The organism is Acinetobacter suaedae (genome assembly GCF_008630915.1).
In the GTDB taxonomy this organism is placed as follows: domain Bacteria; phylum Pseudomonadota; class Gammaproteobacteria; order Pseudomonadales; family Moraxellaceae; genus Acinetobacter; species Acinetobacter suaedae.
In genome coordinates this window covers 2103550-2115969 of sequence record NZ_CP043909.1, presented here as the reverse complement: position 1 = coordinate 2115969, position 12420 = coordinate 2103550, and the positions used below count along the sequence as shown (strand labels likewise).

Here is a 12420-nt window from a genome sequence, read left to right as displayed (position 1 = left end):
TCTCAAGAGGAGCTTTTCTAGGCAAGCTTCTCTTAAAAATTAGTTTTGGCTCTGTTGAATTTCGGCAACAGTTAATGCTGTCATATTGATCAAACGACGCGTTGTTGCAGTTGGTGTCAAAATATGAACTGGTTTAGCAGCACCTAATAGGATAGGACCAATTGTTACATTATTTCCAGATGTTGCTTTTAACAGGTTAAAAGAAATGTTAGCGGCATCTAGGTTTGGCATAATTAACAAGTTTGCTGAGCCTTTATAGCGCGAATTAGGGAATGCAAAATGACGAATATTTTCATCAAGTGCTGCATCACCATGCATTTCACCCTCAACCTCTAAATCAGGTGCTTGTTCTGCGAGTAAACGATAGACTTCACGCATTTTTTGGGCGCTAGGATCTGTTTGATCGCTACCAAAACTAGAATGAGAGAGGAGGGCGACGCGTGGTGTAATACCAAAGCGGCGTACTTCTTCTGCAGCAAGAATGGTCATCTCAGCCAATTGAGCAGCTGTTGGGTTGGTATTTACATAAGTATCTGCAATAAATAAATTACGATCTTCGAGCATTAATGCATTTAAGGTAAAGAATGTACTGCGACCTTCTTTTAGACCGATCACATTACGAACAAAATCTAAATGAATATCATAGCTACTGTAAGTACCACAAAGCATACCATCGGCTTTACCAAATTTCACAAGTAGAGCTGCAATCAATGTTGAACGGCGACGAGCTTCGCGTTGTGCATATTCAACAGTTACGCCTTTACGTTGCATTGTTTGGTAGTAATCTTTCCAAAACTCTTCATAAAGAGGGTTTTGTTCTTGATCAACAATTTCAATATTTACACCATGTTGCAAGCGTAAACCTAACTTTTTAATATTTGCTTCGATTACAGTTGTGCGACCGACCAAGATTGGTTTAGCTAAGCCTTCATCAACAGCGATTTGAACTGCACGTAATACGCGTTCATCTTCACCTTCAGCATAAGCAATGCGTTTAGGATCAGTTTTTGCCTGAGCGAAGATTGGTTTCATTAAGAATGCTGAGTTATAAACAAACTCAGAAAGTCTTTGGCGATATGCTGAGAAATCTTCGATTGGGCGGGTTGCAACACCAGAGTCCATTGCTGCTTTGGCAACAGCTGGTGCAATTTCCAAAATTAAACGTTGATCAAGTGGGCGTGGAATTAAATAATCACGACCAAATGATGCAGATTTTTCACCATAAGTTGCTGCATCCGCCTCTACGTGGGCCATGCGTGCGATTGCATGTACACATGCGATTTTCATTTCTTCGTTAATTGTGGTTGCACCAACATCTAATGCGCCACGGAAGATATATGGGAAACAAAGTGCATTATTCACTTGGTTTGGATAATCTGAACGACCTGTTGCCATAATTGCATCTGGGCGTACTTCATGCGCATGTTCAGGTAAGATCTCTGGATCTGGGTTTGCGAGTGCAAAAATGATTGGATTTTCAGCCATTTCTTTAACCATTTCTTTGGTTAAGATACCTGCAGCTGAAAGACCCAAGAACATGTCTGCACCAGCAATCACTTCATTTAACTGAGTTGCTTGAATGTCTTGAACATAGCGCTTCTTCGAATCATCCAGTCCATCACGAGAAGTTGTAAGTAGACCACGAGAGTCAGCAACAATAATATTTTCTTTATTTACGCCTAGAGCACATAACAAATCAAGGCATGACAATGCAGCAGCACCTGCCCCTGAAGCGACAATTTTAATTTCATCGATCTTTTTATTTACGATTTGTAGTGCGTTGAGTAATGCTGAACCAACGATAATACTTGTGCCATGTTGATCATCATGGAACACAGGAATCTTCATGCGTTCACGTAATTTTTTCTCGATATAGAAACATTCTGGTGCCTTGATATCTTCAAGGTTGATACCACCAAATGTTGGTTCTAATGCAGCAACGATATCAACGATTTTATCTGGATCATTTTCCGCGATTTCAATATCAAAGACATCAACACCTGCGAATTTTTTGAAAAGTACGCCTTTACCTTCCATAACAGGTTTGGATGCTAAAGGACCAATGTTCCCTAAACCAAGAACAGCTGTACCATTACTCACGACGGCAACCAAATTACCGCGCGCTGTGTATTTAGCAGCGGCAGAAGGGTCACGTTCGATTTCTAAACATGGAGCTGCAACACCTGGGGAATATGCAAGCGCTAAATCTCGTTGGTTAACGAGCTGCTTGCTAGGTGTCACACTGATTTTTCCAGGAGTAGGAAATTCATGGTAATACAAAGCGGCTTGTTTTAAAGATTGATCGTCCATCTGAGTCTCGATTGTTCCGATAATAATCAGGCATATATATGACTGAAGATTATATTAAGATAAGTGCACAAGAATATAGCACTAGTTCATGCTTTAGCCCAGTCAAAATAGCTTATTTTCACTGAATGATACGACTTATTGACAAATTTTTTTTAACGAAAAATAAAGGGTTAAAGTCGCAAAAACTATCCGTAAATGTAAGATCTTGCAGTTGACAGTTAACTATGTTGCTGTAGGTATTTGGTCGCTTCTAAAGCTGTTAATGGCTTGGCAAATAAGTAACCCTGTAAGATGTCACAATTTTGTTTTCTCAAGTAATCTCTTTGTTGGTGGGTTTCTACACCTTCAGCTACGACTTTTAAGCCAATTGTTTTTCCCATTGCGATCATGGCATTAACGATCGCATCTTGTTTGGGATCACCAATCTTGGAAATAAAAGCACGGTCAATTTTTAGGGTATCAATAGGGTATTCGGTCAAATAAGCAAGAGATGAATATCCAGTGCCGAAATCGTCTAAAGCAATCGAAATATGACGATCTTTTAATGCTTCCAAAACCGTTTTAACGGTTTCTGTATTTTCTAAGAAAGCTGATTCTGTGATTTCTAATTCTAAATGATGCCCAGAGATTTTATATTGCGATAAAATTGTATCTATATCATGTAATAATTGTCCACGTAACACTTGCTGTACCACGATATTGACTGCGATATGGATTTGTGAGTAACCAAGATCTAACCATTGCTGAAGTTGTTTTGCTGCTTCGTGTAATACAAATTGTCCGATATCTGAAATTAAGCTGGTGCTCTCTGCTAAGGGGATAAAGATATCAGGCATGATGAGACCCTTACTTGGGTGTTCCCATCGTATAAGTGCCTCGAAACCATTCACTAGATTGTCGTGAGCAGTCATCTTGGGTTGGTAATAAACAACAAGTTCATTATTTTGAAGTGCTTTTCTCAAATCCAGTTCTAAATCTGAATAGCGTGCAGCTAAATCAGCCCTTTCATTTGAATAGTAACGTATTGTATTGCCACCTAAACGTTTGGCTTCATTCAGTGCTTGTTCGGCATGAGTATTTAAATTATCAACCTGACGACCATGTTCTGGAAACATAGCTACACCGATTGAAACACTTACAAAGTATTCTTGATCAGCAATATAAAACGGTTGACTAAAGTTTTCGACAATATTGTTACACAATTGATGAATGGGTGGATGTAAAGGGGACATTTCATAAATAATTGCAAAATCATCTGCACTTAAATGTGCAACTAATAGCGCATCAATATTGCTAATACGCAATCTTTGAGCCACCTGTTTAAGTAACTCATTACCAGCTTGGTTGCTCACCAGTTCATTTAGGGTCCGGAAGCGATCAATGTTCAAGCGAATAACGGCGAGATGTTGAATGGCAGCCTCATTCACTAAATATTGATGTAATTGCTGCTGATAATAGAACCGATTTGGCAAGTCTGTTAGTGTGTCATAGTTGGTAAGATAAGATAATCTTTGTTCCTGATGCTTTCGTTCGGTTTGATCAGAAACGATACCAATGTAATTAATTACTCGATCATGTTCATCTTTTACAGCATTAATATGCATCCATAAAAAACATGATTTTTCGGAGTGATAGGTTTCTTGGAATTCGCCTTCATACTCATGTTCTTGGCTTAATGTATCGAGAATAGAAAGCTGGAAGTTTTGATGATGTAATTTATTTTGCTTCGTAATTTCAAAAAGTTGTTTGCCTAAAATGACTTGTTTATCGAGCTCAGTGATTTGCTCATATTTAGGATTGACTTCAAGATAATTGAAGTATTCATCTAAGATAAAAATTCCTTCAGATGCCTGTTCAAAAACACTTGCAGCAAGTTTTAAGCGTTCTTGGTCTTTACGCTCCTGATTAATATCTCGATGAATACCCACCATTCGCAATGGTGTTTGATTTTCAGTGTTGCGTTGGATGACTTGTCCAACATCATGGATCCAAGACCACTCACCATTTGGGGATTTTATTCTGTAAGTTTCTTCATAGCGTAGAGCTTCGCCAGACAGATGAGCGTATAGAGCTTTCTTTACACGTTCAATATCATCAGGGTGAACAATTTTGTGTAGAAGCGTGTAATGGTTTTCAGAATCTCGTTTTACTGCTTGGTTGTGAACATTTGTTATGCCAATTGTTTGTTCTTCTAAGTTCCATTCCCAAGGGCGGATACCGGCTGTCTCATGTGCAAAAGCTAAGTTTTGACGGTGTTCTTCTAAGCTCTCATTCATCTGTGTGAGATCATAGGTACGATCACGAACTTTTTGTTCCAATAAGTGGTTGTTAAATTGAAGTTGAGCTTCAATATCTTTGGATTTATTTATTTCGTGTTGTAATTGCTGACAAAGTTCTTCGGTCCATTGATTGTGTTGCTCAGCAACATCAACTAACTGCTTATTTTTGTCTAAGACTTGAGAAAGATGTTTATGAATCTTAAATGTTGCATGTGCGCATAATAGCGTAGCAAAGAAAGTGGAATAATACGCAAGGTAAAATAAAGTATGTTCATTATTTCGATATAAGAGATGCGAAATAATGAGTGGAAGAACACTTGGAATGAAAAATAGAAAAAAATAACGAATATGTTGGGTTAGAAATGTTAGAGCGATAATGTGTGATGTTGTTAGTAATAGTGCAGTTAATATCAGAATATGTGAGCCAGTCAGTTGAGGGACATCATGGATCAGGTAATAAGTGATGATGATAGAGTTAATGCCAAGTAATAAACCTGTGATAAAACAAACAGTTTGAAATAAAATATGGCTTTTTTTGATAAAAGCTGGTGATGAATAGCATTTTAAAGAAAAACGGCATAAAAAAAAGAAAACTAGTAAAACAATAGCAGTGATGCTGATCCAACTCGTAAAGATATTTGGGGTGAAAGAATAGAAGATACCAAATAATACATAGTCTAAAAGACATATACACAATACGCTAAGAACAAAGGATCGGATATGACTTGAGTAATTGATTTGATCCATGTAAATAAATGGTGCTAAACCTTGTTTCTGAACCCCAGACATACAAGAATAATCCTTTCTTTTTTCAGTGCCTACAGTTTTTATTTTTTATAAACTATAGTGTCGAGTTTATTTAAACTAACGTTAAACCCAATAGAAAGCAATGTAAATGAATCATTTGCTTGAAAAGTGGTGGTTTAAAATTGATAGAGCAACAACAGGTGCTGTTTCTGTTCTTAGAACACGATCACCGATGCACCAGTTTATAAATTGGTATTGGTTTGCTGTTTCGATTTCTACTTCACTGAGCCCACCTTCTGGACCAATTAATAATGCAATATCTGGTGTGCAGTTCAGTAGTATATTTGTTTGATCTTTATTTGGGGCAAGTACAAAACGAGATGTCGGTAACTCAGATTTAACCCAATCATTTAGTGAAACAGGAGGTAAAATTTCTGGTACGCGATTCATTCCACATTGTTCACAGGCTGCGATTGCAATAGATTGCCAGTGATCTAGTTTTTTTTGATCGCGGTCATACTTTAATCGCATTTCACAACGGTCACTGGTTAATAATTGAATTGTTGTGACGCCCAGTTCAGTGGCTTTTTGAATCGCATAATCCATGCGATCACCTTTACTCATCACTTGACCTAAAATGACTTTAAAAGGTGCAACCCGATCGATTGGGTTAAATTGGTCAATCGACACCAAAGCATTTTTTTTGTTGATTTCTGTCAAAGTGACTAGATACTCGCCACCTTTCCCATTGAAAAAGATGGCTTGCTCTTGTTCTTTTGCGCGAAGCACACGTACCCAATGATGAAACACTGATTCTGTTAGTTCGATGGTTTTGCCAGTATTTAATTCAGTTTCGATATAAAAACGATTCATGCTTGGGTAGAGCTCTTACAAATTAGTTGAGACCAAGATCGACAACGAGTTGTCGGGTTGGTTCGGTTTGGTTCATTGAATAGAAGTGAAGGGTTGGTGCGCCGCCAGCAATTAAACGTTCACAGAGTTTCAAAATCACTTCATGACCAAAAGCTTTAATGCTTGCACTGTCATCACCGTAAGCAGAAAGCTGTTTACGAATCCAGCGTGGGATTTCAGCACCTGTACCATCAGCAAAACGAATTAAGTTACTTGCATTAGTAATGGGCATGATTCCTGGTGCAATTGGGATATTTACCCCAGCTTTCTCAAGACGTTCAATGAAATAGAAATAAGCATCTGGATTGAAGAAGAATTGAGTGATTCCTGCATTTGCTCCAGCTTGAACTTTCTCTACAAAACGTTTGATATCAGCATCGAAGCTTTCGGCTTGTGGATGCATTTCAGGATAAGCTGCGACTTCAATATGAAAGTGATCGCCTGAATGTTCACGAATAAAGCGAACCAAGTCCTGTGCATAAGGCAACTCGCCTAAACCCACCTGACCTGAAGGTAAGTCACCACGTAGTGCTACGATGCGATCAATGCCCTGAGATTTGTATAAATCTAATAGCTCGGCAATACGTACTTTATCATCACCGATACACGAAAGGTGGGGTGCAACAGGCGTACCTTTACCATTGAAATCATCAATTGCAGCTAAAGTACGTTCACGGGTAGAACCACCAGCACCATAAGTAATGGAAAAGAACTCTGGATTCAGCAGTTGAAGTTCTTGGTGAACAACTTTTAATTTTTCTGCACCAGCATCAGTTTTTGGTGGGAAAAACTCAAAAGAAATAGGAACACGTTTCGTCATTTCAAATCCTTTTTAAAATCGCTTGGAAATTTTTAGAAAAAAGGGCAGTCCGTATAACGTCTGCCCTAAATTTCTTAGTATTTGTAAGCGTCAGATTTGAATGGACCTTCGACAGGCACACCAAGGTAATCTGCTTGTACTTGTGTTAATTGTGTCAACACACCACCAAAGCCAACAACCATCGCTGCAGCAACTTCTTCGTCTAGTTTCTTAGGAAGTACTTCTACACGGATTGCAGCTTGCTTTTGATCAGCAGGAAGATCAGCAAATTTTTCAGCAAATAAATGCATTTGACCCAATACTTGGTTAGCGAAAGAACCATCCATCACACGTGAAGGGTGACCAGTTGCATTACCAAGATTGACTAAACGACCTTCTGAAAGAAGAATTAAGTAATTGCTTTCGTCTTCTGAGCGATAAACTTGGTGTACTTGTGGCTTCACTTCAACCCATTTATAACCACGTAAATAAGCAGTGTCGATTTCAGTATCAAAGTGACCGATGTTACAAACCACTGCACCTGCTTTTAGACTATCTAACATTGCAGCGTCACATACATGGTAGTTACCAGTCGTTGTCACAACAAGATCAGTATTACCTAATAGATCATGGTTGATGTCTTCTTTCTTGCCAGTTTGTACGCCATTTTTGTATGGAGAAACAACTTCGTAGCCATCCATGCACGCTTGCATTGCACAAATTGGATCAACTTCAGTTACACGAACGATCATGCCTTCTTGACGTAAAGATTGTGCAGAACCTTTACCGACATCACCGTAACCAATTACAAGTGCACGACGACCAGAAAGTAGCATGTCAGTTGCACGTTTAATTGCATCATTTAGTGAGTGGCGGCAACCGTATTTGTTGTCATTCTTCGATTTAGTGATCGAATCATTAACGTTGATTGCTGGAACTTTAAGTGAGCCGTCTTTCCACATTTCTAATAGACGTTGTACGCCTGTTGTGGTTTCTTCAGTAATGCCGTGAATACGTTCTAAAAGAGCAGGGTATTTGTCATGAACAAGTGCTGTTAAGTCACCACCATCGTCCAAAATCATGTTGGCATCCCAAGGCTTGCCATTTACATTGATTTGTTGCTCTAAGCACCATACATATTCTTCTTCAGTTTCGCCTTTCCACGCGAATACTGGAATACCACGAGCAGCAATTGCCGCTGCAGCATGATCTTGAGTTGAGAAAATGTTGCATGAAGTCCAACGAACTTCAGCACCAAGTTCAATTAATGTCTCAATAAGAACAGCTGTTTGGATTGTCATGTGAATACAACCCAAAATTTTTGCACCTGCAAGCGGTTTAGCTGCTGCATAACGCTTCCGTAAACCCATCAAAGCTGGCATTTCTGCTTCAGCAAGTTTGATTTCTTTACGACCGTAGTCAGCAAGGGAAATATCAGCAACTTTGTAATCTGTAAATGAAGCATTCACCGCGTTCATCAGGATCTCCTAGAAAAAAATAGTATTGATCGTTCTGTTCGCGGATGCCGTTGTTGGTTAAAACGAATGTTTAACCGATCGTCGAGCCTGGCAAATCGATCTTCTTGTAGATCGATCGTCGCAGCATCCCTCGACTAGGGCATTATAATACTTGGAAATCGTTTAAGTTCCAATGTTAATTTGCATGAAATATAAGGTTGATAGTTTTTTTATTTTAATTCTCTAAGTACTAAAAAATAGAAAAAAGATATTTCATATTTGCAGCATGCCCTTTGAATTTTTCATGCCATCTCATTGTTCCATCGCCATTGGTGCATGAGGGATCATTCTATACTTTTTAAATTTTATTTTGAAATTTGATACTAAATTTTGCTATTGACTTTTATTTCTTTATAATTGAATATTAATTTCGTTATACGAAATATAGTTTCTATATTTTCTACTTTTAATAAGAAGACACCGTTAAAGGATAAAACGGTATTCGATGGGTTAGTCACATGCTCCAGCATCAAACTCATTCAATAGAACAGTGGATAATTAAGATAGGAAAAGGAACGATGATGGTTAATAAAATATGGGTAAATGAATACCAAAAATGGGATATTTCAACTGATATTCAATTTCCTCAAGAAGCTTCTTCACTTTTAGATTTTTGGGATAAAAGTTTTGCTAAATTTCAGCATAGAGATGCTTTTATTTTCAAAGATCAACGTTTTACATTTGCTGAGGTTGAATATTACAGTCGTCAGTTGGCCGCATTTCTACAAAATCTAGGTTTACCACAAGGCAGTCGTATAGCAGTTATGTTGCCGAATATTATTCAATACCCATTGCTTGCTCTGGCTATTGTTCGTGCTGGCTTGATTTTGGTGAATGTAAATCCACTCTATACGGCACGTGAATTGAAACACCAGCTCAATGATGCAGGTGCGACAGTACTTATCCTATTAGATGGATTGTTGCCTGTATATAAATCTATTCATGAGGATGTTGATGTTAAATATGTCATCACCACAGCACCAGATGATTTATTAGGTAATAATGATGTCGAACAAGCTTCCAATACCCAAAATAATCTTTTTAAATTTGTCGATATTTTAAAACAGACTTCCGCTGATCATTATATTCGTCCAAATCTTAATTTAGAGGATACGGTACTTTTACAGTATACCGGAGGAACGACAGGAGTATCTAAAGGTGCTGAATTAGTTCACAAAAATATTATGAGTAACTTGCTACAGAATGATGCAGTATTTTGTAGTTACTTTGGTAATCGAGATGCATTATCTGGCGATACAATGATTTGCGCTTTGCCCTTGTACCACATTTATGCATTCACTGTTTGTCTATTACATTACACCTTGAATAAGGGCTATACCACTGTACTCGTTGCCAATCCACGGGATATTGATGACTTAGTTGACTGCTTTGATAAATACAAACCGCAAACCTTCACTGGGGTAAATACGTTATTTAATGCACTTAATCATCATCCTAAATTTAAGACGCTGGATCATAGCCGTTTAGAAATAACAGCTGGTGGGGGCATGAGTATATTGCGTTCTACAGCAGATCAGTGGGAAAAGATTACCGGTTGCGCAATTCGTGAAGGGTATGGGTTGTCTGAGACGTCACCAGTCGTAACATTTAATCCTCCCAAAGCACGGAAGTTTACAGGAACTGTTGGTCTTCCATCACCTGGGACAGAAATAATTATTATCGATGATCAAGGTCATGTCCTGCCTCAAGGTCATGCTGGTGAGGTGGCTATACGTGGCCCACAAGTGATGAAAGGCTATTGGAATCTTCCTGAAGAAACAGCCCAGGTAATGACGGCAGATGGTTTCTTTAAAACAGGTGATATTGGTAGTATGGATGAGAGGGGATATCTCACCCTTTTAGATCGTAAAAAAGATATGATTTTAGTATCAGGATTTAATGTGTATCCAAACGAGATAGAGAGTGTTTTGTCGCAACACCCAAAGGTTATGGAAGTTGCAGTGGTTGGTGTAGCAGATGAGAAATCGGGTGAGGTACCGAAAGCGTTTATAGTAAAGAGAGATCACTCTTTAACCGTAGATGAAATAAAGCTTTATACACAAGAGAATCTTACCGCGTATAAAAGACCTCGTCATATTGAATTTATATCTGAGTTGCCAAAGTCGAATGTGGGAAAAATATTAAGGAAAGAACTTAGAAATAAATAAGTTATTGATATTTAATATATAAACATGGAGGTATTTCTAAGGTTAATCTTTTGAGATCACGTCTAAACAATCGCAGATTATTAATTTTTATAGATTCTTATTGCGAATTGTTTAGACATAAAAGTTAGCCAAAGCTTAATTTTCTTTAGCTAAAAGAAAATTAAGCTTTGAGATGATCTTCAAATTCTTCGCCCAGCTGCATTGCTAAAGCATTACCAGATAAATCGCCTGTCACTAAGCCATATTCTTTTTTAAAGCTAAACGTAAAGCCACGATTATCTGTAAGATTCTTAACTGAGTATCCTAATTTTTCTAACCAAATACGAAACGCTAATAAATTTTTTGCTTTAACAACTCTGTTTTTCATGCGAGAACTCCTTGTGAACCTTTAATTATTAATAGGGGTAGGTTAAAAATTTTTAAAGGGTCTTTCGATAGATTTATTTTTCTGCGTGTAAGTAATGTAAAAATAGAGTAATTTACAGATATGGTTTTTAAAGCTTAATGTTTCTAAGTATTTGATTAATATATTAAAAAATAAAATATTTCATGGCTTGTTTTGAGTTTAGTTTTAAAAATAAATTGCCATAAAATGTAAAAAAAGATTTCATTTTCCACTTTGATGGCAAAATGGAAAATGAATCATTAAGGAGAACATTATTTATTTAAAATTGGTCTTTTAGAGTACGAATTCGTGCAAAGTCTTCAGCACTTTCTGTCCGCAAGAAAGGATTGGTTGCAAGTTCTAATTCTATGGTACTTGGAAGCGTAATTTGATTCGCTTCTCGTAATGCTCTAACGTGTTTTAGACGCTCTTGTAAGGCAACATTATGTGGTTCTATGGTGATCGCAAACTCTGCATTGGCAAGGGTATATTCATGTGTACAGTATACTTTTGTTTGGATAGGTAGAGCCGCTAACCTATTTAATGAATGGTACATTTGTTCAGCTGTACCTTCAAACAAACGTCCGCATCCCATTGCAAATAATGTATCACCACAAAAAAGTGCATCCATTGCTTCAATAAAGTAGACAATATGCCCTAAAGTATGGCCAGGGGTCGCAATGATTTCAATTTTTAAGTCATTAAAGTGAAAATGATCATCTTGTTGTAATGGGTTTGAAATAAAAGAAATTTTACTTAATTCATCTCTCGGACCGTAAACTGAGATGTTTTCATTTGCCAATAAATCTTCTACCCCCCCTGTATGATCAGGATGCCAATGTGTGAGCCAAATTTGTTGTATCTGTAGATGATGTTGTTCACAGAACTCTGTGACTAAACTCGCTTCTGTTGGATCAATCACCACAACTTGTTTTGTCGTTGTATCTTCCAATAACCATATATAGTTTTTTAAGGCATTCTGTACGTCAATCGCATGGATTTTATAATGCATAGCCGAGTCCTAAATCATTGTTTCATGTGGTTATTACTAGTTAGATGATAGAAGATCATTAACTTTTGCTAGTGTAAGTGTAAATACCTCATCGTGCAAAGTAAGGATAAGTGCAGGTTTTGATGATGACTGTTTTGGACACATAGTGACGACAAGAATAAGTGAAAATCTTTATAATTGACAAGGGGACGGTTTTCTATAAATATGAAATAAAAGTTTTATAAGTTAATGATTTATATTCATCTTTAGATTTATATTTTATTTAAAAATGCTAAATGATTTTCGTGATTA

At 37.4% G+C, this 12420-nt stretch carries 8 protein-coding genes; 1 reads left to right on the top strand and 7 read right to left on the bottom strand.

Annotation, left to right across the window (positions count from 1 at the left end; genetic code table 11):
- Nucleotides 1-39: 39 nt before the first annotated feature.
- From F2A31_RS09885 to ahcY, 5 genes are all read right to left on the bottom strand, one after another.
- Nucleotides 40-2310, bottom strand: coding sequence for an NADP-dependent malic enzyme (locus F2A31_RS09885; RefSeq protein ID WP_150026241.1), 2271 nt, complete (start codon nt 2308-2310; stop codon nt 40-42).
- A gap of 218 nt (nt 2311-2528) precedes the next feature.
- Nucleotides 2529-5378 (bottom strand): putative bifunctional diguanylate cyclase/phosphodiesterase, encoded by a 2850-nt coding sequence (locus F2A31_RS09880; protein ID WP_150026240.1) that lies wholly within the window; start codon nt 5376-5378, stop codon nt 2529-2531.
- A gap of 111 nt (nt 5379-5489) precedes the next feature.
- Nucleotides 5490-6209, bottom strand: a complete 720-nt coding sequence (locus F2A31_RS09875; RefSeq protein WP_150026239.1) for a 16S rRNA (uracil(1498)-N(3))-methyltransferase — start codon at nt 6207-6209, stop codon at nt 5490-5492.
- 22 nt (nt 6210-6231) lie between these two features.
- Nucleotides 6232-7068: a methylenetetrahydrofolate reductase [NAD(P)H] gene (metF, locus tag F2A31_RS09870; protein WP_004638490.1), complete on the bottom strand. Its 837-nt coding sequence runs from the start codon at nt 7066-7068 to the stop codon at nt 6232-6234.
- A gap of 74 nt (nt 7069-7142) precedes the next feature.
- Nucleotides 7143-8525, bottom strand: a complete 1383-nt coding sequence (ahcY, locus tag F2A31_RS09865) for an adenosylhomocysteinase (RefSeq protein ID WP_004638491.1) — start codon at nt 8523-8525, stop codon at nt 7143-7145.
- Between the two features lie 560 nt (nt 8526-9085).
- Here ahcY and F2A31_RS09860 point away from each other — a divergent pair.
- Nucleotides 9086-10732 (top strand): AMP-binding protein, encoded by a 1647-nt coding sequence (locus F2A31_RS09860; protein ID WP_150027757.1) that lies wholly within the window; start codon nt 9086-9088, stop codon nt 10730-10732.
- 160 nt (nt 10733-10892) lie between these two features.
- On the opposite strand, the gene F2A31_RS09855 is transcribed toward F2A31_RS09860, so the two are convergent.
- Both F2A31_RS09855 and gloB read right to left on the bottom strand, forming a co-directional pair.
- Nucleotides 10893-11099, bottom strand: a complete 207-nt coding sequence (locus tag F2A31_RS09855; RefSeq protein WP_004638493.1) for a hypothetical protein — start codon at nt 11097-11099, stop codon at nt 10893-10895.
- A 298-nt stretch (nt 11100-11397) separates the two neighbouring features.
- Nucleotides 11398-12129 (bottom strand): hydroxyacylglutathione hydrolase, encoded by a 732-nt coding sequence (gene gloB, locus F2A31_RS09850; RefSeq protein ID WP_150026238.1) that lies wholly within the window; start codon nt 12127-12129, stop codon nt 11398-11400.
- Between the last annotated feature and the right edge of the window lie 291 nt (nt 12130-12420).

Coding starts and splice junctions, on each gene's coding strand:
- F2A31_RS09875 (WP_150026239.1), bottom strand. CDS start 6,209: ATGAATCGTTTTTATATCGAAACTGAATTAAATACTGGCAAAACCATC.
- ahcY (WP_004638491.1), bottom strand. CDS start 8,525: ATGAACGCGGTGAATGCTTCATTTACAGATTACAAAGTTGCTGATATT.
- F2A31_RS09885 (WP_150026241.1), bottom strand. CDS start 2,310: ATGGACGATCAATCTTTAAAACAAGCCGCTTTGTATTACCATGAATTT.
- metF (WP_004638490.1), bottom strand. CDS start 7,068: ATGACGAAACGTGTTCCTATTTCTTTTGAGTTTTTCCCACCAAAAACT.
- F2A31_RS09860 (WP_150027757.1), top strand. CDS start 9,086: ATGGTTAATAAAATATGGGTAAATGAATACCAAAAATGGGATATTTCA.
- gloB (WP_150026238.1), bottom strand. CDS start 12,129: ATGCATTATAAAATCCATGCGATTGACGTACAGAATGCCTTAAAAAAC.
- F2A31_RS09880 (WP_150026240.1), bottom strand. CDS start 5,378: ATGTCTGGGGTTCAGAAACAAGGTTTAGCACCATTTATTTACATGGAT.
- F2A31_RS09855 (WP_004638493.1), bottom strand. CDS start 11,099: ATGAAAAACAGAGTTGTTAAAGCAAAAAATTTATTAGCGTTTCGTATT.